The sequence below is a fragment of the Streptomyces griseorubiginosus genome, from assembly GCF_001514195.1.
GTDB classification, from domain to species: Bacteria; Actinomycetota; Actinomycetes; order Streptomycetales; family Streptomycetaceae; genus Streptomyces; species Streptomyces griseorubiginosus.
Genome location: NZ_KQ948744.1, coordinates 146,939 through 171,273, shown reverse-complemented (window position 1 = coordinate 171,273; position 24,335 = coordinate 146,939). Strand labels below are relative to the sequence as shown.

Below are 24,335 nucleotides of genomic sequence, written 5' to 3'. Positions count from 1 at the left end.
TCATAGGGGGTGTCCCTGGCACTGGGCCTCAGGGGCCTTGACCTCAAGCACGCTTGAGGTCGAAGAGTGGGCCCCCGAGGACGGACCGACAGGACGACAGAGGAGCTCTTCCCATGCACGCCATCCGCCTGCACAGCTTCGGACCCGCCGAGAACCTCACCTACGAGACCACAGACGACCCGACACCGGGTCCCGGCCAGGTCCGTGTCGCCGTACGCGCCGCGGGTGTCCACCTCCTGGACACCGCCCTGCGCGAGGGCCACCAGGGACCGTTGCCCGAGCCGCCCGCTCTGCCCACCGTTCCCGGCCGCGAGGTCGCCGGGATCGTCGAGTCGCTGGGGGACGGCGTCGCCGGGCTGTGGCTCGGCAAGCGCGTGGTCGCCCATCTCGGCTTCGCCCCCGGCGGCTACGCCGAACTCGCCGTCACCGACGTGGAGCGCGTCCACGAGATCCCCGCCGGCCTCGACTTCGCCCAGGCCGTCGCCATGATCGGCACGGGCCGTACCGCGATGGGAATCGTGCAGTTCGCCGCACTCGGCCCGGACTCCGTCGTGGTGATCCCGGCGGCCGCCGGAGGCATCGGCACGCTGCTCGTGCAGTACGCGAAGAACGCCGGGGCCACCGTCGTCGGCCTCGCGGGCGGGCCGCGCAAGGTCGCCCTGGTCGCGGAGAACGGCGCCGACCTCGCCGTCGACTACACGGACCCCGCGTGGGCCGGCAAGGTCCGCGCCTTCCTCGGCGGCCGGCCCGCCACCGTCGTGTTCGACGGGGTGGGCGGGGACATCGCCCGTGCATCCGTTCGCCTCCTAGGCCCCGAAGGACAGCACATCGTCTTCGGCTGGTCCGGCGAAGGCATCCACGACGGCAGTCCCTACCTCGTCGAAGGCGTATCCGAACAGGTCCTCGGCCCCGCGATGCTGCGCAAGGCCGGACCCGAACCGCTCCGCACCCTCGAACTCCGCGCCCTCACCGAAGCCGCGGCGGGCCGGCTCAGGCCCGCCGTGCAGCGCTTCCCGCTCGCCGAGGCGGCCGCCGCGCACCGCGCGCTGGAGACCCGCGGCACAACCGGAAAGGTGGTCCTCGAGCCATGACACGCCCAGATGCGTCCCGTACCGATCCATGGTCTTCTGGCCAGGTGAATGTCACCCGGACAGGTGAAGATCCACGCCGTTGGTGGGGCCTGGTGGTCATCGCCCTCGCGCAGCTGATGGTCGTCCTCGACGCGACCATCGTGAACATCGCCCTGCCCTCCGCACAGCAGGACCTGGGCATGTCCGACGCCAACCGGCAGTGGGTGATCACCGCCTACACCCTCGCCTTCGGCGGTCTGCTCCTGCTCGGCGGGCGCATCGCCGACCTGGTGGGCCGCAAGCGCACCTTCATGATCGGCCTGGTCGGCTTCGCGGCCGCCTCCGCGCTCGGCGGCGCCGCCACCGGCTCCGGCATGCTCTTCGCCGCCCGCGCCCTCCAGGGCGTCTTCGCGGCCGTCCTCGCCCCCTCCGCGCTGTCCCTGCTGACGACGACCTTCACCGACCCGAAGGAGCGCGGTAAGGCCTTCGGGATCTACGGCGCCCTCGCGGGCTCCGGTTCCGCGATCGGGTTCATCGTGGGCGGACTGCTCACCGAGTACCTGAACTGGCGCTGGTGCCTGTTCGTCAACGTGCCCATCGCGGTGATCGCCTTCTTCGGCGCCCTCGTCCTCCTCCACGACCGCCCCGGCCACGCGGGCGCCCGCCTCGACGTGCCCGGCGTGCTGCTGGGCTGCGGCGGCCTGGTCGCGATCGTCTACGGCTTCAGCGAGGCCCAGCCGCGGGGCTGGAGCGACCCGCTGGTGATGACGCTGCTCTTCGGGGGCGTCGTGCTCCTGGCGATCTTCGTGTGGTGGCAGTCCCGGGCCCCGATGCCCCTCCTCCCGCTGCACATCGTCAAGGACCGCAACCGCGCGGGCTGCTTCCTGACCATGGGGCTCGCCGTCATCGGGATGTTCGGCCTGTTCCTGTTCATGACCTACTACCTCCAGGTCGTGCTGGCCTACTCCCCCGTCCGCACCGGGCTCGCGTTCCTGCCCATGACCGCCGCGATCATCGTCGGCTCCACCCAGATCTCGGCCCGGCTGATGAACCGGGTCGCACCGCGCATGCTCATGGTCCCCGGCATGATCCTCGCGGCGAGCGGCATGGTGATCCTCACGCAGATGACGGTGGACAGCTCCTACACCACCGAGATCCTGCCCGCGCTGCTCCTGATGGGCCTGGGCATGGGCCTCACCTTCATGCCGGTGTTCTCCACGGCCACGGCGGGCGTCGCCCCGCAGGACTCCGGGGTCACCTCGGCGACCGTCAACACCTCGCAGCAGGTGGGCGGTTCGATCGGTACGGCCCTGCTCAACACGATCGCCACCACCAGCAGCACGGCGTACATCACCGCACACCTCACCAACCCCGCGCAGAAGGCCCTCGTCGTCAAGGAAGGCGTGGTCCACGGCTACACGGTGGCCATCTGGTGGGCCGCCGGCATCATGCTCCTGGCCGGCCTCATCGCGGGCCTGATGGTCACGGCGAAGCCCCCGAAGCAGGGGGCGCCCGCTCCGGCACCGGTGCCGGAGTCCGTGGCATGAGGAAGCCGGAACCGGAGGCATGAGAAAAGGGGACGACACCGGATGACTCCGATGCCGCCCCCTCGTTCTCAGCTCACTTGACGACCGCCTTCGTCGCCTTGCTCACCGCCGACCCGTCCTTGTGACCGGTGCGGCGCGCGACCACCTTCACGGTGATCTTCTTGCCCTTCTGGGCGGTCTTCAGCACCAGCGAGGACTTGGTGGCCCCACTGATCGCCTTGCCGTTCGTGTACCACTGGTACGTGTACGAGGTGGCCGCCGGACTCCACGTCCCGTTGGACGTCTTCAGCGTCCGGCCGACCTTCGCCGTACCGCTGATCACCGGCAGCTTGGTTGCCTTGGGCGCGTCGCCCTTGGCCACGGTCACCGCGCCCGAGGTCGCAGTCCCGCTCTGCCAGCCGCTCTTCACCGCGGTCACGGTCACCGTCAGCTTCTTGCCGACGACCGCGGCGGCGACGGTGTACGTCTTCGCCGTGGCCCCGCTGATCGCCGTGCCGTTCGCCTTCCACTGGTACGTGTACGACGTCGGGGTGGCCGACCAGCTCCCGGGCTCCGCGGTGACCTTGGCGCCCGTCTTCGCCGTCCCGGTGATCCTGGGTGCGGCCGTGCCGGTGAGCTGGGGCTCGGTGACGGTGAACAGGCCCCGCTGGAACTCGCAGCAGCCCGCGAACACGCTGACGTTCCACGTGCCGGCGTCCGCGCCCGTCAGGTCAACGGTCGCGGTCAGGGTCCGGTTGTCGGCGGAGACCGAGTCCGCGGTGGCGGTCAGGGTCTTGCCGCTCCGGGTGAGCCGCACGGTCGCGTCCGCGGGCAGCGCGGTCCCGGTGACCGTGAGCTTCACCTTGGTCCCGGCGACTCCGGTGGTCGGGCTGACGGCGGTGACGGCCACCCGGTCCGGACCGCACGGAGTGGACCGGCAGACCAACCGGGCGCTGTAGGAGGTGCTGGACGCCTTCTCCGGCAGGCCGAGCACGAACACGCTCGGGCTCGCCGCGGAGGAGGAGCCACCCGCCGCGCACTGGTAGCCGGACGGTATGTACAGCGAACAGCCGTTGTTCCACGCCTTGTTGTAGAGCGCGGGCACCGCGGTGGTGGTGGCACCGGTGGTGTCCGTGATCTCCATGTCGAAACGGTCGAACCCGGCGGTCGGCAGCACCGCGCACACCGCGGTGTGCCGCTCGTCCAGCGTGCCGGTGACCGGCCCGTAGCCGTACGACACCGAAGGGACCCTGGTGCACTCCGGCGCCGGTCCGTCCGCCGTCGCCACACGCAGGGCGTCCAGGCGGTACTCGGGCGCCGCCTTCAGGGTGACCGGGGTCTGCACGAGGACCTGGTGGCTGGTGGACCCGGTGACCGCGCAGGCGCGGTTGCGGTAGGAGCACTCGGCGCCGCCGTCCCCGCCGAACACCGCGATGTTGGCGGTGCCCAGCGCGTCGCGCACGTCGAGGTGCAGCACGTCGGAGGCCGCGTCGGTGGTGACCTGGTGGCAGGTCACGGTGCCCGGCTCGCCGGCCGTGCCGGCCACGGACGGTCCGCCGACCGTCGTCGCGGCGGTCCTCACGCAGCCCGCCGAGGAGGCGGTCGCGGTGACGTCCCGCCGGGCCAGGGTGTACGTGGCGGCCAGGTCGCGGCCGGTGACCAGGACGGTGTGGGCCTGGCCCGGGGTGAGCGGGCAGACCGTCCAGCCGTTGGTGCTGGAGGTGCGGTCGCAGACCTTCCTGCCGTCGGCGTCCAGGACGGAGAACTTCGCCGGTACACCACCGGAGGTGTTCACGAGCTGGAGGAGTTCCGCACCGGTGTGCGCGTCGGCCGGGATGCTCAGGCAGCCCGAGAAGACGCCCTCCCCGGTGGTCAGCTCGGCCTTCGCGCCGTCCGCGGCGAAGCTGCCGGCCGGCAGGACCGGGCAGTCGTTCGCGGTGTCGGTGCGGTGGAAGGCGATCGCGTACGGGCCCGTCGCGTCCTCACCGACGTCGTCGGTGTGCACCAGCGCCCGGTAGGGGGCCGCGCCCGTCAACACGCAGTCCCCGTCGGCCAGTTCCGTCGCGGTGCACTGGGTGACCCCGTCCCGGTCGTAGACCGCCACCTCGGCGTCCACGCCGGACGAGGCGAGCGGGGTGAGCGCGGCGATGTGGGCGCCCTGCGGGGCGTCCAGCGTCAGGCAGTCGTACTGCCCGACCGTGCTCAGCTCGCCCTTGTGTCCGCCGGTCCCGGTGGCCACGCACCCGGCGTCCGAGGCACGGTCGAGCAGCAGCAGGTCGTCCGGCTCGCCGTCCGCGTACGGGAACGGGTAGGCGTCGTCGAGGACCGCCGTGTAGGTGCCCGCGGCCGGCAGGCGGCACGGGTCGCTCTCCCGGCAGGCGATCTTCCCGTCGGTGTCGTACACGCGGACCGCGTCCGCCGAGTACACGTCCACGGCGTGCGCGAGATAGCTGCCCGGCCTGTCGACGCTGAAGGTGAAGCAGGGGTTGGTGCCGTACTCCAGCCCGGCGAGCTTGCCGAAGGACCGCACGGACGCGGTACGGCAGCCCCGCGGGTCGGACAGCGAGCGCACCTTGACCGCGTACTCGGCGGGATAGCCGCTCCCGGCGTACGTCACCGTCGACAGCACCCGGTACGGGCCGTCCCCGGGCAGCACACAACTACGGGTGTCCTCGTCGTCCTCGGTGACGCGCGGACAGATCCAGGCGCCGCTCTCGTCGGTGATCCACGCGAGCGTGTCGCCGTAGACCTTCGTCCCGTGGGTGAGGCGGACGCGCTCACCCGGAGTGCCCTCGAACTCCTGGCAGTCGACCTCCAGTCCGCCCACGGAGGTGCGGCTGACCGGGTCGAGGTCCCACCCCGTGCCGACGGAGTCGAAGCAGCCCGCGGTGCCCGCTCCGAGCGGCACGACGGTGAACGAGGTCGGCGCGTCGGCCCACCCGCCGTTGACGATCCTGAGCGTGTAGGTGCCGGCGGCGGGCACCTCGCACACGCCGTTCCGGCCGGTCCGCTCGTCGTAGCAGTCGACCTCGGTGCCGTCGGCCGCCGACACCTGCGCGTACGTCCCACTGTTGTCGTCCGACACGAGATACAGACCGGCCGCCGGTGCCGTCAGCGTGAAGCAACTGCTCCCCTGGCCCGGCGGGGTGGCCTTGTTCACCGCGTCCCCGGGGTCGCCGAAGGATGCGAGCGCCACCGGCGCGCACTCCTCCTCGGCGAGCGCGGGGCCCGCTCCGGCCAGACTCAGCAACGAGGTCAGCAGGGCGACGAGAACGGCCAGGACAGCCGCCCGTCTGCGTCCCGCAGGCGGACAAGCGTCATCGACAGGCAAAGGATCCCCCCTGGATCAGCAAACGTTGAGGCGATACTGACACGGGGGTACGACAACGCATCGCGAGTTTTCCACAGGCGCGGAAAGCGTTATCCGATCAATGCCGTCCGGCAATCCGGTCCGCCCACCGCGCCAGCCTCGACGACTCCGCGCTGTGGCTCCTCGTCTCCCGGCTATCCGCCGTGCGGTACGTCGCGTACATGCCCTGCACGCCCAGCCAGCGCAGCGGCTCCGGTTCCCACCTGCGCACCTTGTGACCCACCCACGGCAGGTCCGTCAGCTCGGTCCGGCCGCCCTGTCCCGAGTCCTGCCGCACCAGATCCCGCAGGGTCCGGGCGGCCAGGTTGGCGGTCGCGACGCCCGAGCCGACGTAACCCCCCGCCCAGCCGATCCCCGTCGAACGGTCCAGCGTCACCGACGCGCACCAGTCCCGCGGCACCCCCAGCACCCCCGACCAGGCGTGCTCGATCCGCGTCCCGGCCAGCATCGGGAAGAAGTCCACGAGGATCTCCCGCAGCGCCTCGACCGTCGCCGCCTGCGTCCGCCCGTCGTTGTCGGTGCGCGACCCGAAGCGGTACGGCACCCCGCGCCCGCCCAGCGCGATCCGCCCGTCGGCGGTGCGCTGCGCGTACATGTACGCGTGCGCCATGTCCCCCAGCGTCTGCCGCCCCTCCCAGCCGATCGCCGCCCACTGCTCCTCGCTCAGCGGCTCGGTCGCGATCATCGAGGAGTTCATCGGCAGCCAGGTCCGCCGCTGCCCCTTCAACGCCGCCGTGAAGCCCTCCGTGCAGCGCAGGACATAGGGCGCCCGGACCGTCCCATACGGCGTCACCGCGTGCTTGGGCCGGATCTCCGTCACCGGGGTCAGCTCGTGCACGACCACACCCAGCGCCTCCACGGCCGCCGCCAGCCCCTTCACCAGCCGCACCGGATGAACCCGCGCCCCGTGCGGCGTCCAGGACGCCCCCACCGCGCCCGCGACCCGCACCCGCCGAGCCGTCTCCCGCGCGCCGTACAGCTCACGGTCCTTCTCGCCGTACGACAGCTCGTGCTCGTGAAAGGCCCTCAGCCGCGCCAACTGCGCGGGCGTACGCGCGACTTCGAGCACGCCCCCCTTGTGGAGCCCGGCGTCGAAGCCCTCCTCGGCGACCACCCGGACGACCTCGTCGACGGTGTCGTTCATGGCCCGCTGAAGGCGTACGGCGGCCTCGTGGCCGTGCAGCTTCGCGTACCGGTCGCGGCCCGCGACACCGTTGTACAGCCAGCCGCCGTTGCGCCCCGAGGCGCCGTAACCGCAGAACTTCTGCTCCAGGACGACGATCCGCAGAAACGGCACGGCCTTCTTCAGGTAGTACGCCGTCCACAGCCCCGTGTACCCGCCCCCGACGATCACCACGTCCGCCGACGCGTCACCCGCGAGCGGCTCCCGCGCCTCGGGAAAGCCGTCGTCCGCGTACCAGAAGGAGATACCGCCGTTCACGACCCTGCTGCTCATGGCCAGGGACGTTAACCCGCCGACGCACCCGCTGTCTCCTTCGGATTCCGCACTCTCACCAGCGGATAACACCCGAATCCGATCAGCGCGGAGGTGAAGTGCCCCAGGTCCGTGAAGGTCCGCCCGGTCACCAACGGCACCGCGTACACGACGAGCACCACGAACCCGTACACGTACCGCCACGGCCGCGGAATCCGGTACACCAGCACCGCCACCACCCCCGCCAGCGCATAACTCACCCCGACGTCCAGCGTGTTCACCGCCGACTCCGGCGCCATCCCGTGCCGGATCCCCCACAGCAGCGCCCCCTCACTGATCAGCGTGGCCAGCACATGCGCCGCAGCGCACACCGCCAGCCAGCGCGCGGTGCCCAGCCAGCGCTCCGCCTGCGCGTGGAAGACGGAGAAGAGGACGACGTACGGCAGCCAGTGCCCGCTGTCGATCCACATCGCACTGGCGACCAGCACCCGCACCGGATTGCTCGACAGCTCATGGATGTTGGTCGAACGCTGCCGCAGGAACTGCTCCTCGAACGTCGGCGACATGTGGTGCAACGCCACCGTCGTCACGAAAAGGACCGTCAGCCACACATAGGTGCCGGGGGCACGGCGGACGTACTCCCCCACCCAGTGGACGCCCCGGTTAATCCGCATGAGCCGATTCACCCACGCCGGTAGGGTCCGGCACGTGATCGACATCCCGGCGGCACTGGCAGCGACACAGGAGCGTTACAACGGCGACCGGGGACGGGAGTTCATCGCCGGACTGCCCGCACTGATCGAGGAGTTCCTGGAACGCTGGGCCCTCAGACCGGACGGCGCACCCCTGCACGGCGTCACAGCGCTCGTCCTGCCCGTCGTCCGCATGAGCGACGCCACCCCGGCCGTCCTGAAACTCCAGCTCCTCGACGAGGAGAGCGCCGGCGAACCCGTCGCCCTGCGCCGGTGGGACGGCGACGGCGCGGTCCGCCTCCTCGACCACGACCCGGTCACCCACACCATGCTCCTGGAACGCCTCGACTCCACCCGCATGCTGTCCACCCTGCCCGGCACCCGCGACGCCGTCCTCGTCATCGCACACCTGCTCGCCCACCTGACCGCCGGACCCGCCCCGGCCGGCATCCGCCGGCTCGGCGACCTCGCGCACGCCATGCTGGAGCAGACCCCGCGAGCCCTCCCCCGCATCCCCGACCCGCGGATCCGCCGGACCGTCGCCGACTGCGCCGCCGCCGTACGCGAGGTCGTCGACGAACCCGGCGACCGCCTCCTGCACTGGGACCTGCACGACGAGAACGTCCTCGCCGCAGGCCGCGCCCCCTGGCTCGCCATCGACCCCAAACCCCTCGCCGGCGACCCCGGATTCGACCTCTGGCCCGCCCTCGACAACCGCTTCGACGCCGACGAGGTCACCTGGCGCTTCGACGCCATGACCGACGTCCTCGGCCTGGACCGCGCACGCGCGCGTGCCTGGACCATGGGACGGCTCCTCCAGAACGCCCTCTGGGACATCGAGGACGGCCGCCCCCTCGAACCCCGCCAACTCGAGATCGCCCACCGCCTGCACCCCGGGAGCCTGAAGTGATCCGCCCCGCCACCCCCGCCGACATCCCCGCGATCCACACCCTGATCCGCGAACTCGCCGACTACGAGAAGTCCCTGAGCGAGGCCCGCGCGACCGAGGACCAGCTGCACACCGCGCTCTTCGGCCCCCACCCCGCGGCCCACGCCCACGTGGCCACCGACCCCACCGGCACGGTGATCGGCTACGCCGTCTGGTTCCTCAACTTCTCCACCTGGCAAGGCGTCCACGGCATCTACCTGGAGGACCTCTACGTCCGCCCCGAGGCCCGCGGCGCCGGCCACGGCAAGGCCCTCCTCACGGAACTGGCCCGCATCTGCGTCGACCGCGGCTACCAACGCCTCGAATGGGCCGTCCTCGACTGGAACACCCCCGCGATCGACTTCTACGAATCCCTCGGCGCCCGCCCCCAGACCGACTGGACGGTGTACCGCCTGACCGACGAGGCCCTCACGAAGGCGGCCTCCGGCACCGTATGACACACGAAAGCCCAGGTCAGAGACTCTCTGACCTGGGCTGTGCAGAGCCCCCTGTCGGATTCGAACCGACGACCTACGCATTACAAGTTGTCTGATCTTGGTCCGGGGGTGTCCACAGCCGTCTGCGAAACGGGCTCCGGTCCTGGTCACGAGCAATCTCGAACGTCAGAGGACGATGAGAGACCCCGACGGAATGAGCAGCAAGCGAGACCAGGACTGAGACCCCTACTATCAGGATGACCACGAGGACCGTCCAGCGAATCGCAGGGCTGGTTGGCGGTGACGGTAGGCAATGCGCAACGCTCATCGAGGCTGCCTCTGGAGTCAGGCGTCCATTGCGGTACAGCTACCGGCATGGCCCCAGAACCGGGATCAGCTTGTTGTTCTTCTGAAAGCCCTTAGAGCCCGGTCCTGCGGTGGATGAGCCGGTCATGGATCCGGCCGTCTTCGCTGTCGAGGTCCGGATGGGAAAGCCCGGAGCGTTCCAACGCATGGGCCAGGGAGAGGACGACCGGATGGGGCAGCCGGCGCTGGTCCCGCTCCAGGGCACGGAGAAGAAGGCTCCGCAGCAGGGTGCGCTGCTCGCCCAGGAAGGCCGACATGCCCAGGTGCCGGAGGCACGCCCGATACAGCGTCTCCAAGTCGTCGTCGGCCATGGAGTGCACGTCGTCGGCCATCAGCAGCTGCAGCAGCTGGTCGAGAGCGGCCCTGTACTGGCCGTCACGGGGCACGCCGTGGCCGTCGGCGAGACGCCCTGAGGCGATCCCCAGGGCCAGCAGGTCCGCGTCGGCGCGGCAGCTGAACAGGGCACGTCGGGCGACGACATCGGCGGAGGCCTCCCCCAAGGTGTGGCTGCTCAGGGTCCAGGCGGGCAGCCGCACCATTTCCTCGCCTTGGGGGAGATCCCGGGCCCAGGCCAGCAGAATGTCCTGCCGCGGACCGCTCTTGCGATCCACCACGGCCCGTTCTGCCATGAGGTACTGGGGCAGGTCACTCCAGAGCGTCTGGTCTAGCTGCGACTCCCACAGGCCAGCGAGCCGCCGCCACGCCCCGGGCACGTCGGTGGTGTCCAGGAGATCGGACGCATACGTCTCGCGGCTGAGCAGGACGTGCAGCAAGGTGACGTTCGCCGAGTAGTACGCGAGGCGCAGCAGCGGTGTCAGTTGCCGGGGCTCGTACGGGATTTCGGTGTCCGGTGCTCTGTCGTCGATGCAGCTCCTCAGGAGGCTCTCCAGCCGCCGACACGTATCCCGGCGCCGTTCGGGAGCGGCGGCCGCCACGAGGTCGTCGAGCCGCTCCAGGACCTGGGCCCGCTCGGTGAGCAGGGCGAAGGACAGCAGGGCGTACAGTCGCGTCCCGTCGCCGGTCGCGGTGAGGTGCTCCAGCTCCTTCCAGATGGAGCGGGCCACCAGATACTCGCTGAACGTGGCGTGCAAGAACTCATACGCCTTGCTGGCTCGCCCGCGTCGCACGGCCTGCGCCTCGTGGATGAAGAAGAACCGGCCGAACGCGCGGTCGTCCGACCAGCCCCAGTCGGTGCCGAGTAGCGCCCGTGCGTCCCGCGCCACGTCAGTGCCGCCGACGCTCTGCCGCCCGCGGTTGAACATGGCGAGCGCCACCACACCCAGGCGCGCCATCTCCTCCTCGGCCTCCCTTTCGACCTGCTCCGGGAAGCGGGGGCGCGGATGGTGCTTGCGCACCTGGCGCTTGACGAAGCCGAGTAGCAATTGCTCGTACAGGTCGGCGCCGCTTATCTCCGACGTGCGCACCCGCGCCAGATCGTTCTCCTCGGCGTCGTACAGGGCGAGGAGTAGCAACAGCAGCGGTTGGAAGGCGAGTTCGCGGTAGGGCTCCAGTGCGGCCGGAGTGAGCTCCGCGAGTCCGTGGTCAGCGAAGTAGTTCCGGTTGACCATGTTCCAGACGGCGAGCCAGCGGTCCCTGCGTTCGGTGTCGAAGGGCTCCAGGTAGATCGCCGTACAGCCGGAAGGGGTCCTGCACCGGTCCATGACGACGGTGCGGCTGGTGATGACGACGGCGAGCGGGCGCCCTGCCGCCGCCTCCCGCTCCTGGAATGCCTGCACATGTTCCACGTAGTCCCAGTGCCCGAGCTCCCCTGCTTGCATCAGCTCGTCGAGGCCGTCGAGGAGCACTACGGGAAGCCGGCCTGCCGCACCCTCGACCACATCGGGCCAGGTGCCCTCCTCATCGAGTTGCACGGCGATGGACTGCGTAATCTGCTCCAGGATCGAGGCGTCCGCATCCACCGAGCGCAGCTCCACCCGCACGGGCAAAAAGTCGGAGGCCGGGAGCCGCGCCATGAGTACCCGGGTGAGCAACGACTTGCCGATGCCCGGATGGCCGAGGACGAGCAGCGGGCGGCACACGGCCTGCGGACCGGTGAAGTGCGTGGCGAGCCAGGTACTGAGCGGCGCCCGCTCGGGGTGGCTACGCCACCACGTGTCGTCGTGCACGGGGTCGCCTTCCCGCACGATGAGGGTGCGCACCGCGGGTGCTATGTAGCCCATGCCCAGGCTGGGGACGGTCACCCGGGCGTGGTCCTGCGAGCTCTCGATCAGGGAGTGGTCGAGCTCCTGCGAGGCACGCCGGCTCAGGATCTGCGCCGCGCCGAGGAGCGGAGGCTGGAGCGACACAGTGAAGGAGGCACTGAGTCCGGCAAGGGCCCTGCCCGCGGCGGAGGGCGCGCGGTCCGGGATCCCCGCGTGGAACCACAGCTCCGGTTCGTATTCCGCCAGCGGTTTGAGCAGGTCCAGGAACCGTGACGCCGTAACCGTGGGACGTGGCAGTGTCATGCCCGCGGTTACGTTCGCCCAGCGCTCCCAGAGCCGCATCAGCAGCTCTCTGTCCGCCGCATTCGCGTGGTCCTCCGGCAGGACCGTCAAGGACTGCATGAAGTCACGCAGCACTCCCTCCGCCTCGTACTCGGCCCGCCAATTCTGCGTCTGTTTCTGCTTGCCATTGTTCTCGGCGTTCGCGGCGTTCTCGGCCAGATCGTCCATCACGTCGAGGAGTGCGGCCAGGCACAGCACCTGCACCATCGCGCGGCCGACAGTGCAGCGTGTCATGCGGTCGACCACACGCACTCTGGCAGGGAACCTGTCTATGACGTCCTGGCACAACCCGCGCAGCCCGGCCCGGAATCCGCCCGGATCCGATTCGGAGGCCACCTGCCTCACCCGGCCCAGGTGCTGGGACACATCCAAATCGATCAGCAGGGCCAAGCAATTCGGCCAGGTGTACCGGGCTGCCTGGAAGAGCTCCCAGGGACCGACCCGGTACGGCTGCGCGTTCTCCGTCTGCCGGATCCCCGCGCCACGGGCATGGTCCGCGACCAACTGTCCGTGGCGCTTGCGCCATTTCTCCACCTCGGCGCCGACTGCGGGCTCTTCGGCTCCGCCTCGCCGCGCGCAGTAGGCCACAATGTCCGCCACGTCGCGCCAGGCCGGGGGTCGTTTCAGCGCCCCGTTGAGCAGGTTGGATACCGCGCCCGCCGACTTGTTGATGGCTGCCGCCAGTTGGGCCTGCTGCACCTCGGCACGCCGCACCGTCACCTGCAGCTCGCGACAGAACGCGGCCACCTCTCCCCCGTGTTGTGCACCGCCCACGCCCGGCGCTCCCCTCGGCCCGCGGTTCGGCATGCTTCGCCGTACTTCAGTTCAGAGTAGGGCTGACCTGCGCGCGCTGTACCTCGCTTCAGGTCAATTCAGGTTCCCTGACTGCGCGCCCTGACCTCGGCGAACCTGGCGGTCAGACCCGATCCAGTACCGCCACCGCGGTCCGACCCACGGAGCCCATCGTGACCCTGCCGCCGATCGTGACCACCTTGGGGCCCCAACTCTTTGCCTGGGCTGCCCTGTTCCTCCTCGTCCTGTTCGCCGCCGTTCTGCTCCCCGCCGTCTGGTCCCGCAAGCCGGCCCGCCGCCGCGCGGCCGAGCGCATCGTGCGGTTGCTGGTCGACGCGGCCACCTTTGTGTTCCGGGGCCGACGATGACCGGCCGGGAGGGGCGGCGACTGACCAAGAACGCGCCAAAGCCGGACCGCTTCCGCGTCACGGTGTCCTCCGGTGGCCTTACGGTCATGCGCGGTGGTGGAGTGATCAGGGGGTGGCGCGTCCGCAAATACCGCAAATGGATCGGCTCGCACGGCAACCTAGCCCAGCCCCCCCCCCCCCCGTCACTCTCAACGACGACTACGAGGGCACCCTGTTGACGAGCTGGCCGGAAGAGGCTTGGCAGCCTGTCAAGCTGGCGACCACGACCAACGATCACCGTAAGACCAACCCGACCGTGAAGCCGGGTAAGCCTGCCATCGAAGAGCAGGCTCCCGCCGACGAGCTCAGCCCACTGATCTTCTCTGCCTGGGATCCCGGCCGGCGCAACGTGACGCGGTATGACAGTGAAGATGCCGCTCGGGCTGCTGCCTTGAAGCACGCCAGGTGTGAGGCTTACGCATGCTTCCCCCGGGGCCGTGGTGCAGGACTTGCGCGGCTGGAGGTGCAGGCTCCCACGGATCGGGAGGATTCGGACTGGCTGGCGCCACATGACCTGCCAGCCGACGACTGAGACCTCAGCACTGTTAGTTGCACGAACCCACGGGATCTCCTACTTGAGCCCCGTACCGTCACGGCCTTTAACCGTGAAGTCATCGAGCGGAACGCCAAGCTCAGTCGACAGAGGGCCCTCCTCTGCCCGCAAGAGGTCAGGGATCAACTGCCGGATGATCACGCCTCGTTCGTGCATCTCTTCCGTGTTGGCGGCCGTCCAGGACGGTTGCAGCTCAAGGAGCTTACCCAGGAGATCAATCAAGCTCGCACGGGAGCTCCACGCACTGACAATGCCCATAGCGTTAGCGGGTATCGGACGTTTGGGTAGCACTCAGCAGTGGACTGGATATCACCAATCAGCAGTCTGGCAGGGGCCGTTGTTGGCGTGGCGGCGGCGTTGGGTGCCGAGCGTCTCCGCTGGCACCGCGATCGGGAGCGAGAGGCTGTACAGACACGCAGGGCCGTGTACTCGGAGTTCCTGATGGCCTTGAGCCGCGGACATTCCGACATGCGAGGCATCGTCCTACGGCCCGATCGTCCGTCCGGCGACGCGCTCTATGGCGAGCTTCATCGGGCCCTCGACGGCGCCGGCATCTGGCGCTTGAGACAGAGCCTGTCACTCGCTGCTTCAGCTGAGATCATTCGTCTCGCTGAGGCTGCGTGTGATGCCTTGTCTGCGATGCGCGACCGGCTCATAGAGGAGCCGACCATCCGCGGCGACTCCTATGTCGTCTGTCGCGCGATTCTTTGGCGGGAGAACGCGCATCTGCGAGAAGCCATGCGGCGAGACCTCGGGATGGACGGCCCTCCGGACCCGGAAGTGGGCCAGTACCGCCTCGCGGACACCCGCAGACCTGACGCAGACAGTCGACCGACACATGGCTGAGCAGCCGCCACCTTGCGGCCGGCCAGCTGCACAACGGATTTCAAGACCGCCGCGAAAGCGTTGCCTCATCCCGCCCTGAACTGCACCGATACTCCAAGCCATCCCATCCTTCAGGCGCGTTGGCCCACACATGGCCCACAGGCCTGTAACCGTCGTCCTCGTAGCCTCGTCCGCAACCGAGGCGCTGCCTCAGCTGCGGAAGGCCATGATCGAGAATTTCCACTTTCAACCGAGTGCATTTTGGAGCCGACTGCGAAATCCCAACGTGGGCTCCCTGGAAGAAGGAACCCATCGCGTCAGCTCGTCCAAGTCTCTGAGTGCTTCCTTCAAGGCTTCCCTGGATGGGGAGCTACTCAGGAAGCGTTCTAGAAATTGATCAGCATAATTCCATCGCGCCATGAAACAGTGAGCAATGAAAATGTTAATCTTTGCGTTCATCGCCCTATGCCCAATACCGACCCTATCTTCGGCGAATATCTCAACGGCCCGTTCTGAGAAAATTCGCCAATCCGGATTCCCCATTAGGCGCAGAACAAGTCCTTTTTGGTAAAGGTTCCAACCATCTTGAGGAGCGAGTTCGATGGCACGGTTCAAATCCACAAGTGCATCGTCGTACCGCTCCATCGACCGATAGCTAAAACTGCGCTGAGAGATGGCCCATTCGTAGTCAGGGTCGAGCTCGATGGCACGGTTTAAATCCGCAAGTGCATCGTCGTACCGCTCCATCAACCGATAAACGGTACCGCGCTCCGCGATATAGCCTGCTCGGGCGTCGAGTTCGATGGCTTGATTGAGATCGGTGAGGGCCTCGTTGTACCGCTCCATCAACCGATAAATGGTACCGCGTTGAGAGATGGCCCAAGCGTAGTCAGGGTCGAGCTCAATGGCTCGATTGAGATCAGCAAGCGCCTCGTCGTACCGCTCCATCAACCCGTAGGTGACACCGCGCTCCGCCAATTTCCAATCGTCTTCTGGGTCGAGCTCAATGGCTCGATTGAGATCCGCAAGCGCCTCGTCGTACCGCTCCATACTCCGAAATGTGATACCACGCTGCGCGATACTCCAAGCGTGATCAGGTTTTATTTCAATGGCACGGTTCAAATCCGCAAGCGCATCGTCGTACCGCTTCATCCGCCGATAGGTGACACTGCGCTCCGCAATCCAACCTTCTTGGGCTTCGAGTTCGATGGCTCGATTGAGATCAGCAAGCGCCTCGTCGTACCGCTCCATCAACCGATAGGCGACTCCACGCTGAGCCAACTTCCAATCGTCTTCCGGGTCGAGCTCAATGGCGCAGTTGAGATCCGCAAGCGCCTCGTCGTACCGCTCCATAACCCGGAATGTGACACCACGCTGCGCAATAGCCCAAGCGTAGTCTGGTTTTATTTCAATGGCACGGTTCAAATCCGCAAGCGCATCGTCGTACCGCTCCATCAACCGATAGACGAAGCCACGCTCTGTCATTTTCCAAGCGTCTTCTGGGTCGAGCTCAATGGCGCAGTTGAGATCCGCAAGCGCCTCGTCGTACCGCTCCATAACCCGGCACGTGACACCACGCTGCGCTAATTTCCAACCGTCTTCTGGGTCGAGCTCAATGGCGCAGTTGAGATCGGCGAGGGCCTCGTCGTACCGCTCAATCGACCGGTAGATGACACCGCGCTCCGCAATCCAACTTGCTAGAGGGTCAAATTCGATGACCCGATTGAGATCGGCGAGGGCCTCACCGTACCGCTCCATCAACCGATAGGTAACACCACGCTGCGCGATAGCCCAGTCGTAGTCGGGTTTGATTTCAATCGCCCGACTGAGATCGGCGAGGGACTCGTCGTACCGCTCCATCAACCGATAGGTAATACCACGGTGCGCGATAGCCGAGTCGTAGTCGGGTTTGATTTCAATCGCCCGACTGAGATCGGCGAGGGACTCGTCGTACCGCTCCATCAACCGATAGGTAACACCACGGTGCGCGATAGCCGAGTCGCAGTCGGGTTTGATTTCAATCGCCCGACTGAGATCGGCGAGGGCCTCACCGTACCGCTCCATCAACCGATAGGTAATACCGCGCTGCGTGAAATACCAAGGGTTTTCGGGGTCGCGTTCAATGGCATGATTAAGATCGGCAAGAGCCTCCGCGTATCTGGTTTTAAGTACATAGACGACACCGCGCTCGAAGAGGTTTGATCCGTCTTGGGGTTCGAGCTGGATAGCTCGATTGAGATCGAAAAGGGCCTCCTCAGACCGACCCATCAAGCGGTAGGTGAGGCCTCGGCCGTAATAAGCACGGCCGTTCTCCGAATCCAAGGCGATCGACTTGGTGTATTGAGCGATAGCCTCTTCGTAATGACCAGTGCTGCGGTGAGCTCGACCGCAAAGCAGATAGGCCAACGCTTGTCCGTCAAGGGAAAGCTGCGCACGGCTCGCGAGAAGAGACAGAGCTGCGCATTCAGGATTCTGATCGTCGTCCAATGTGGTGACAAGCAGTTGTCCCCACTTCAGGACTTCGACCGCGTCGGCATCTCGTCCGGCATGCATGAAAGCCTGTACCCATCGGCGCAGAGTGGCGGTGCCATGGTCACAAGCATCCAATAGTTCTCGCAGTGCCGCAGGAAGCGTTGCACGTGGGTTCGCGCAGAGACGGTGGTAGGTCTCTTGCAGGCGCAGGCTTCGCCATTCCTGAATTTCCCACCTATCCCCTGTAGGGTTAATTTCCTCCAATTGAACCCGGCGCTCTTTAAAAGCATCAGCAAGCCGGGTGTGCTGCTCCATCCAACGCGCTGGGGATTGCTGGCGTTGGAGACGAAGCATAGAGTCCCGTACCACCTCATGATAGCGGCAACGCCCTGCACGATCGGTGATAAAAGGTAGCGAGCGCAGCCAGTCGAATAGGTCTGCGGCATCTTCACGTACGGATATCCGGTAGATGTCCTCATCTAGTTCTTGTGGGAATGCGCATGCGAGCGCCACAGCGCGGCGGGCTGGGTCGGCTTCCCACTTTAGGAACCTCTCCACGGCGGTACCGCTTGGGTCTCCGACGTCATCAGCATTGACGGGGCGAGCTTCGGCGAGTGTGGACAGGAGTACAGGCAACCGTCCAGACAGTCGCAAAATCACTTCTACGGTTCGTTCATTAGTGATGCCCTTAGTCAACAAGAATTTTTGCGCCTCGGCTTCAGTGAACACCTCCAGCGGTAATTCGGCGACCAAATCCAGGCAGTCGCCCCACGTTCGGGGGTCCAGTCGAGTCTGTCCCGCCAACACAACTAGTACGTTGGCTGGGAGATCCCCATATCGTTCGGATGTAAGGATGTCACGCAACCACACGTCCAGAAGCGGACTAGTGCGTTCGTAGGTATCGAAGAACAATGAGACCCACGTCCGACGCTGTGCAACTTCTGCAAGATCTTGGAGAAAGGCCGGGGTGAGAACCTTGAGCGGCGCGATGACCAGCTGAAGATCGTCGTGATTGCGAAAACGGGTACTAAGCATGGCCCTAATTCGGTCCGCCCCTGCGGCCACTTGGTTGGGGTCGACCGCACCCGTGAACGCGCCGACTCCCGGCAGCATGCCGAGACCCACCAGCCCCAACTGCGAAGCAATCATGCTGCCTGGTGAGGGAGATGGAAGACTCGATCCCGTGTCTGACTCCCCAGTAGGCATCTCAGGTCCTGACACTGAGCCGGACACAGCCTCGGCCTCATGCCGACGCTGCCGATAGACCGCCAACGCCTTGTCGAAGCTCTTCAGAGCCATACCTTGCTGAGAGAACTGTGTACTGAGGGTCTCCATGGCCTCCACCACATCGGCCACGGATTCATCCACGTATCCGGTGATCGCTTGCCGCTCTCTGGCTTGGGCCTCCATTCGGCGCACGAGGGTGGACTTTCCGACTCCGGCAGGTCCATGAACGTGAAAGAGGAACTGTGCGGCTGCCTCCGTTGGCTGATTGAGGGCGTCCGTGAAGGCCGCCAGCTCGCCCTGTCGGCCTACGAATCCGTCCCGACGCTGTCGTCGGATCAGCTCTTGTCGTGAGATCCCCCGCATGGGCACGCGCCCCCCTCCAGGACTGGCAAATGCGCTGCCATGGTCATGCTGCCGCAGACATCAGGCGCTAGGAAGCACTCTTCCGGGACATGCATCGCTCAACCAAGCAGTCCGGCGCTGACGTTCGCGTCGCTATGCCCGGTTCCAGGAAGCAGAGCATGGCGAGCCACGATGGGCCAGAGATCGTTCACGCGTTCGGACCGCACCATTGGCGCGGGCCGTTGCCATATGTTCGAGGGACGTGCACCAACCTTCCTACCTGCAGCTCTACTGCGGGGCGACATCCGCCGGCATGAGTCGGCTAGTGAAGCCTTCGGCACACAGCCGCTCAAAGGCGGCTGCTACCGCGTCTGGTACGTCCTGCTCGATAGCTAGGTTCAACCTCGGGAAGACAAGCACACGTTGCAGAGCGCCCACGATCATGTCGATCACCATGCGAGCGTCGCCGATTGAGTCGGCGTACTCCTCCAAACTCATCCGTGTGGACGCGCACACCACTTCCACCTCAGGCCAGAGCTTCCGCATCATGGCGTACGAGCGTCGCTCTTCGTACGGCTTGCTCACGAGCAGGACGGACGAGACCTTGACGTCAGCTTCTGCCAGCACCGCTCTCGTGAACTCAATGTTCTCGCCTGTGTTTGTGGCACGCGGTTCCAGGAGTACGGCCGAATCGGGTACGCCGAGTTGCAACGCTCGCTCGCGGTAGTGAACAGCCTCTCCGCGCGGCATGCGTGCCCGGGTCGTCGGACTGGTCGCTCCGGTGAAGACGATGACCGGCGCCATGCCCTGGTGATACAACTCAGCCGTCACGTCTGCCACGCCGAGATCGTGACTGCCCAGACCCACGGCAACTGAGCACGGCCGTGGGTCGTGGTGCATGAAGTGGTAGTTCCACAGGAGTTGAGCATCCGCCCATGCCTGTGCCGAGATCATTCCTGCCCCTTGTCCTGCGCCGAGTCGGGAACTTTGAAGTCGTACTCCCACGCGAAGCGAGAAGCCGAGTGAATGCCCACCGCGAACTCCACCACCGTGCCATCTGCGGTGTACGTGGTCCGATGCAGCTCGACCACAGGCTCACCGACGGGGAGCTGTAGGAGCTGCACTTCGGCAGCCGTCGGGATGCGGGCAAACAGGGCTTCTCTCATGTGGTCGATCTCGAATCCGGCGTCGTACAAGACCCGGTATCCGCCGCCACGCCCGGCAGGCCCCGGCGCAGGGTCGACGATGCGCGTGCCCTCGACATGCTCTGGCCTGTAGTAGCTGGTCAGAGTGTGCGTCGGCTGCGTCCCTTCCTTCACAAGGCGGGCGCGTGCGTACACCTCGGAGCCGACTGGCACCCCCAGTCCCGCCGCCACAAGGCTGTCCGCCTCGACACGGCTCACGGTCTGCGTCTGCTCGTTTCGCTTATACGCCCGTCCTGATGCGACACGGTCCGCGATGAAGGCGACTTCGTCACCGTCGCGCCACTTCACCTTGTCGTACCGCGCGATGCCCAGCCGCTTGAGTGGAGTACGGGGGCGCACCACGGTGCCGTGACCGCGCGTCGACGTCACAAGCCCTTCGGCCTCCAGTGCCTTGTACGCCTTGTGGACAGTCTCCTTGGATCCCTCCCCAGCCTCGACCAACTGTCTGATCTGGGGCAACTGGGCGCCCGGCGGATACTCACCGCTCTTGATCTGCTCCGCGAACTTGTCCGCCAGTTCGCGCCACTTCGGTGCCACGTAGAACTCCTCTCTACGCGAACCAGTGAAGCACAGTCCTAGGACTGTTGACAGTCCCAGGACTGCGTGCCATCTTCTTCTCAGGCCGCTCGCAGTCCTAGGACAGCGAGCCGGAAGAGGCCCTTCTTTGGGCTGCCTCGACAACTCCACAGCGTGATCCACCGCAGACATGACAGCCGTGACGACACCGGCTGAGGCGAGTGGAGACCAGTCGGTCATCTCCCGTCAGGGACACGTGCCGACTCAAAAGAACGGATCTGCCCAAGGGCACGAACGCCGCGCGAAGAGACCGAGATGCGATTCCTCGGAAGAGCGGGACTGAGGCACAGATCCATATCGCGCAGTACGGGCCGCTACCTCCCGCAAAAGGTGGCCGGCGCGGCTCAGGTCCGCGCACTCGCCCCGGCATCCAGCCGTGAGGGCGCGGGATCGACTCCCGCCCGGGGCACTCCGGCCGCTGTTCAGTGGTCGTGCCGCGCTTTGCCGCGGCTGGTCATCCACAACGGCGCGCACCCCCGGAGGGGCAACTCCGGGGGTGCTGTTCGGGCCGTTCACCCCGTGAGAGGAACACGACCCAATGAACCCCATCGTGACTGTTCAGGATGCTGTTACCGCGTTCGCCGACTGGAACGAGCCGACGGATGCGGAGCTGGACGCGATCGAGACCGAGATGCCGGTCATCCTCGCGGACATCGACCTGCTCGACGCGCACATCGCCACCCTTGACCGCACGCCGACCGAGATGGACCAGCGGCGCATCCGCCGGGCCCGCCGCCGCGCGCTGGCCGCGCGAGTGGAACTGATCAACCACACGGTCACCGCCTCGGGGGTCGGGGCGTGAGCGCGCAGACGTTCACCGCGCAGATGTCCGTGTTCAAGGGGCGGTGGCGCCTGTACGTGGTGCTGCTGAACACCACCGACCCGTGGCCGGAGTTCACCTTCGCCGACTCGCTCACGGTGCCGACGTTCACGCAGCGCGCGGACGCGCTCAGCCGGCTCGGCTTAGAGCCGGTACCGGGCGCTGAGTGGCGGTGGACCGAGGACAGCGACACCCCGGAAGACCCGGCCTCGCCGGTCGTTCTGATCGCCGCGACGCAGGTGCGTTCACGGGAGGGGTGGTGAGCATGAACGCCGTTCAGATCCGTTCAGCCGAGCGCGCCCTGTCGGTCGGCACGTGGCTGATCGTGGCGGGCGCGATGCTGTATTCGATCCTCACCGTCACCCCGCTCGCGGCCGCCCACACCCCCGACAAGTGGAAGTGGACGGCCCCCATTCTGCCGCTGGTGGTGGATGCCGCGGTGGTCATTGTGGTCCGTCTGGATGCGGTGCTGGCCCGGCTCGGGGGTCACGGCGGGAAGTGGCCGATCGTGCTGCGCTGGATGACCGGCTGCATGACCCTCGCCCTCAACGTCGCCGACTCCGCGCTACGAAAAGACCTGGTCGGAGTGGCCGTACACGCGGTTGCGCCGCTCCTGCTGATCGTCACCGCGGAGACCGGGCTCGCCTACCGGCGAGCGATCGCCGCGGCGGTCATCGAACTGGAAGCCCGGCAGCAGGCGCAGCGCGAAGCCCGCGAGCAGGCCATTGCCGAGCGGCGCGAGACGGCCGCCCGATTGGCCCGTGAGGAGCGCGAGCACGCTGCGCTGTTGGCGCGTGAACAGCGTGAACACGAAGCCCGCCTGATCCGCGAACAGGCTGAACGCGAGGAGCGGGCCCGCCGCGAGGAACGCGAGCAGGCTGCGGCCCGCGAGCAGGCTGAGCGGGAGGCGCGTGAACGCGCTGAGCGCGAGCGTGAACAGCAGCAGCGCGAGCGTGAACACCGCGAGCGCGAGGCTGCTGAGCGGGCCGCGCAGGAGCGGGCGGCGCAGGCAAGGCGTGAACGCCGTGAACAGGCTGAGCGTAAGGCCCAGGCTGAGCGTGAACGCGCCGCCCTGCTGGCCGCCGGGCCCGCTGCCGAGAAGCTTCCCGAAGAGCAGGCGCGGGCAACCGTGCAGGCTGCGTTCGAGGCGGGGCTTTCGGTGCGGTCGGCTGCCGAGTTGTGCGGCTGGTCGGTGGGGTGGGTGTCCACCCGCTACCAGGAGTTCCGGGACGCCGGTCACCCCGTCTTCGAGGCTGACGGGGCGATGGTCTGATGTCGCTCACGTTCGCGAAGTGCTTCGATCCGAACGGGGCCCTGTTCGGGATACCGACCTTCCCGTGGCGGTGTGTCCCCGAGGGCTACGCCACCCGCCGCCAGCTCCGCGCCCGCGGCTTACGGCCCGGCGGGCAGGAGATCGCCGCACAGGCGTTGCGCCCGCGGTATCGGCGCGGCCCGCTGGTCGCCTACTTCTACCGGCTCGACGCGGCCAAGCCCGTTAGGCCGATGACTCCGGCCAAGCGGGCCGCGCTCGACAAGGCCAACACCGCTCGCCGCACCTGCCCGCAGTGCCGCAAGGACGCCGGCTACGTCATCCCCCTCTCGCTCGGGGTGTGCGTGCCGTGCGCCTATCCCGACGACGAACAGCGCGCCGCCTGAACATCCCCTCCAACCTGGGAGTTTCGCTGTGTCCAGCCGTACCCGCACCCGCGCCGCGGGTGTCCACACCGTCCGTATCCCGCACCAGCGCGGGCGCCGCTCGCAGCCGTTCCTGATCGTCGTCCCCGACCAGCCCTCCCTGACCCAGGAGGCGTTCGGGTTCCTCGGGCGCGTGCTGTGGCGCTTCCGCGCCGCGCTTGCTCCCACCGGCCTCGCCCTGCTCGCCCTCGTGGTGACCGCGCTTCTGCACGTGCTGGGCTGGTGGACCGGGCTGGTCCTCGCCCCGCTGGCCGTGGCCCCGCTGGTCTGGCTTGCCGTCATGCAGCAGCGCCGCCCAGGCCGCGGTTCCACCCTCGCGTGGCGTATCGCGCTGGCCCTGCTCGCCACCGTCACCAGCACGTGGGCGGCGCTGGCCGCCGGCTTCGGGCCGCTGGCCGGCCCGCTCGGGCTGATCTGGCTCATTGCCCTGATCGTCGCGCAGTCCGCCTGGCTCATCGTCCGCCGCACCCACTGACCCGACGCTCGGGAGGGCACCGTAGATGGCAACGAACCAGACCAACAACCGACGCATCCGCGACGCGGAACGGGCCCGACGGCCCGTCGTCGACGAGAACGGCAACAAGTCCAACAAGTTCGCCAACGCCGGGGCCGGTATCGGTGCCGCGGCCGGCGGCTTCGTCGGGGCGATGGGCAGCTCGTTCGTCCCGCCGATCAACGTCACCGTCAACAACAACAAGCACGGCGCCAGCCGCGGCGGGGGCCGCTCGCACTCCGAATCCCTGCTGCCCGCACCCGAGTTCGGCTCCCCCGCTCAGGTGCGCAACTACTGCAACTCCCTGCGGGCGGCCGGCGTGATGCTGTCCATTGAGGTGGCCATGGCTGCCGAGATCATCCAGGGCGTGCTGTCCGCGGTGCCGGACCCGGAGGGACGCGCGTTCGGCTCCCGGGTGCGGGCCCGGAAGGTCTCCCGCAAGATGCGGCGGTCCGCCGATGCCCTGCGGGACGCGGCGAAGAATGCCGCGGCCTGCTACGCGGTCTTCCAGCAGGAGTTCGAGGAAGAGATCAACCGCGTCCGTCACCGCGCCCGCAAGCCGGCACAGCCGGTCATGAACTGGGCCCAGCAGTAGAGAGG

The 24,335-nt window shown here is 67.4% G+C and carries 19 protein-coding genes; 12 read left to right on the top strand and 7 right to left on the bottom strand.

The window, feature by feature from the left end:
• The first annotated feature begins 113 nt into the window (after window positions 1-113).
• Window positions 114-1,091: a zinc-binding dehydrogenase gene (locus tag AQJ54_RS35945; protein ID WP_062244749.1), complete on the top strand. Its 978-nt coding sequence runs from the start codon at window positions 114-116 to the stop codon at window positions 1,089-1,091.
• The gene (locus AQJ54_RS35940) at window positions 1,088-2,617 is read left to right on the top strand and encodes an MFS transporter (RefSeq protein ID WP_391147472.1); all 1,530 of its coding nucleotides are present in this window, start codon (window positions 1,088-1,090) and stop codon (window positions 2,615-2,617) included. Before AQJ54_RS35945 ends, AQJ54_RS35940 begins: the two co-directional genes overlap by 4 nt.
• A 73-nt stretch (window positions 2,618-2,690) precedes the next feature.
• Here the strand turns inward: AQJ54_RS35940 and AQJ54_RS35935 are convergent, their stop codons facing one another.
• From AQJ54_RS35935 to AQJ54_RS35925, 3 genes are all read right to left on the bottom strand, one after another.
• Window positions 2,691-5,927 carry a hypothetical protein gene (locus tag AQJ54_RS35935; protein WP_062244743.1) on the bottom strand — a complete coding sequence of 1,079 codons (3,237 nt, stop codon included), beginning with the start codon at window positions 5,925-5,927 and terminating at the stop codon, window positions 2,691-2,693.
• A gap of 97 nt (window positions 5,928-6,024) precedes the next feature.
• Window positions 6,025-7,422 (bottom strand): NAD(P)/FAD-dependent oxidoreductase, encoded by a 1,398-nt coding sequence (locus AQJ54_RS35930; protein WP_211278622.1) that lies wholly within the window; start codon window positions 7,420-7,422, stop codon window positions 6,025-6,027.
• Between the two features lie 11 nt (window positions 7,423-7,433).
• Window positions 7,434-8,075 carry a rhomboid-like protein gene (locus AQJ54_RS35925; RefSeq protein ID WP_107121204.1) on the bottom strand — a complete coding sequence of 214 codons (642 nt, stop codon included), beginning with the start codon at window positions 8,073-8,075 and terminating at the stop codon, window positions 7,434-7,436.
• Between AQJ54_RS35925 and AQJ54_RS35920 the strand changes: the two genes are divergently transcribed.
• On the top strand, window positions 8,074-9,003 hold the full coding sequence (locus AQJ54_RS35920; RefSeq protein WP_062244737.1) for an aminoglycoside phosphotransferase family protein: 930 nt from the start codon (window positions 8,074-8,076) through the stop codon (window positions 9,001-9,003). The two genes, AQJ54_RS35925 and AQJ54_RS35920, sit on opposite strands and share 2 nt — an antisense overlap.
• A complete protein-coding gene (locus AQJ54_RS35915) occupies window positions 9,000-9,479 on the top strand; it encodes a GNAT family N-acetyltransferase (RefSeq protein WP_062244734.1) in 480 nt (159 codons plus the stop codon). Before AQJ54_RS35920 ends, AQJ54_RS35915 begins: the two co-directional genes overlap by 4 nt.
• 398 nt (window positions 9,480-9,877) lie before the next feature.
• Here the strand turns inward: AQJ54_RS35915 and AQJ54_RS35910 are convergent, their stop codons facing one another.
• Window positions 9,878-13,075 carry an NACHT domain-containing protein gene (locus tag AQJ54_RS35910; RefSeq protein ID WP_062244732.1) on the bottom strand — a complete coding sequence of 1,066 codons (3,198 nt, stop codon included), beginning with the start codon at window positions 13,073-13,075 and terminating at the stop codon, window positions 9,878-9,880.
• 218 nt (window positions 13,076-13,293) lie between these two features.
• Between AQJ54_RS35910 and AQJ54_RS35905 the strand changes: the two genes are divergently transcribed.
• Window positions 13,294-13,488: a hypothetical protein gene (locus tag AQJ54_RS35905; protein WP_062244729.1), complete on the top strand. Its 195-nt coding sequence runs from the start codon at window positions 13,294-13,296 to the stop codon at window positions 13,486-13,488.
• Window positions 13,489-13,702: 214 nt separating this feature from the next.
• The gene (locus tag AQJ54_RS45845) at window positions 13,703-14,059 is read left to right on the top strand and encodes a hypothetical protein (RefSeq protein WP_159055600.1); all 357 of its coding nucleotides are present in this window, start codon (window positions 13,703-13,705) and stop codon (window positions 14,057-14,059) included.
• A 1,092-nt stretch (window positions 14,060-15,151) separates the two neighbouring features.
• Here the strand turns inward: AQJ54_RS45845 and AQJ54_RS44190 are convergent.
• The 3 genes from AQJ54_RS44190 to AQJ54_RS35870 all read right to left on the bottom strand — a co-directional run bounded on the left by AQJ54_RS44190 (window position 15,152) and on the right by AQJ54_RS35870 (window position 20,688).
• Complete coding sequence (locus tag AQJ54_RS44190) at window positions 15,152-18,967, bottom strand: ATP-binding protein (RefSeq protein ID WP_248845513.1); 3,816 nt, start codon at window positions 18,965-18,967, stop codon at window positions 15,152-15,154.
• Between the two features lie 267 nt (window positions 18,968-19,234).
• A complete protein-coding gene (locus AQJ54_RS35875) occupies window positions 19,235-19,900 on the bottom strand; it encodes a YdcF family protein (protein WP_062244714.1) in 666 nt (221 codons plus the stop codon).
• Complete coding sequence (locus AQJ54_RS35870; protein WP_062244711.1) at window positions 19,897-20,688, bottom strand: GntR family transcriptional regulator; 792 nt, start codon at window positions 20,686-20,688, stop codon at window positions 19,897-19,899. The genes AQJ54_RS35875 and AQJ54_RS35870 overlap by 4 nt, the downstream gene beginning before the upstream one ends.
• 577 nt (window positions 20,689-21,265) lie before the next feature.
• On the opposite strand from AQJ54_RS35870, the gene AQJ54_RS35865 reads away from it, so the two are divergent.
• The 6 genes from AQJ54_RS35865 to traA are packed head-to-tail and all read left to right on the top strand — an operon-like array spanning window position 21,266 to window position 24,330.
• Window positions 21,266-21,529: a DUF6284 family protein gene (locus AQJ54_RS35865; RefSeq protein ID WP_062244708.1), complete on the top strand. Its 264-nt coding sequence runs from the start codon at window positions 21,266-21,268 to the stop codon at window positions 21,527-21,529.
• The gene (locus AQJ54_RS35860) at window positions 21,526-21,810 is read left to right on the top strand and encodes a DUF6303 family protein (RefSeq protein ID WP_248845508.1); all 285 of its coding nucleotides are present in this window, start codon (window positions 21,526-21,528) and stop codon (window positions 21,808-21,810) included. Before AQJ54_RS35865 ends, AQJ54_RS35860 begins: the two co-directional genes overlap by 4 nt.
• Window positions 21,811-21,812: 2 nt before the next feature.
• Window positions 21,813-22,820: a hypothetical protein gene (locus tag AQJ54_RS35855; RefSeq protein WP_062245073.1), complete on the top strand. Its 1,008-nt coding sequence runs from the start codon at window positions 21,813-21,815 to the stop codon at window positions 22,818-22,820.
• Entirely contained in the window at window positions 22,820-23,203 is a 384-nt protein-coding gene (locus tag AQJ54_RS35850; RefSeq protein ID WP_062244704.1) for an RRQRL motif-containing zinc-binding protein, read from the top strand. Before AQJ54_RS35855 ends, AQJ54_RS35850 begins: the two co-directional genes overlap by 1 nt.
• A 28-nt stretch (window positions 23,204-23,231) precedes the next feature.
• Window positions 23,232-23,717 carry a hypothetical protein gene (locus AQJ54_RS35845; protein ID WP_062244701.1) on the top strand — a complete coding sequence of 162 codons (486 nt, stop codon included), beginning with the start codon at window positions 23,232-23,234 and terminating at the stop codon, window positions 23,715-23,717.
• Window positions 23,718-23,742: 25 nt separating this feature from the next.
• Window positions 23,743-24,330, top strand: a complete 588-nt coding sequence (traA, locus tag AQJ54_RS35840; RefSeq protein ID WP_248845507.1) for a plasmid transfer protein TraA — start codon at window positions 23,743-23,745, stop codon at window positions 24,328-24,330.
• The last annotated feature ends 5 nt before the right edge of the window (window positions 24,331-24,335 follow it).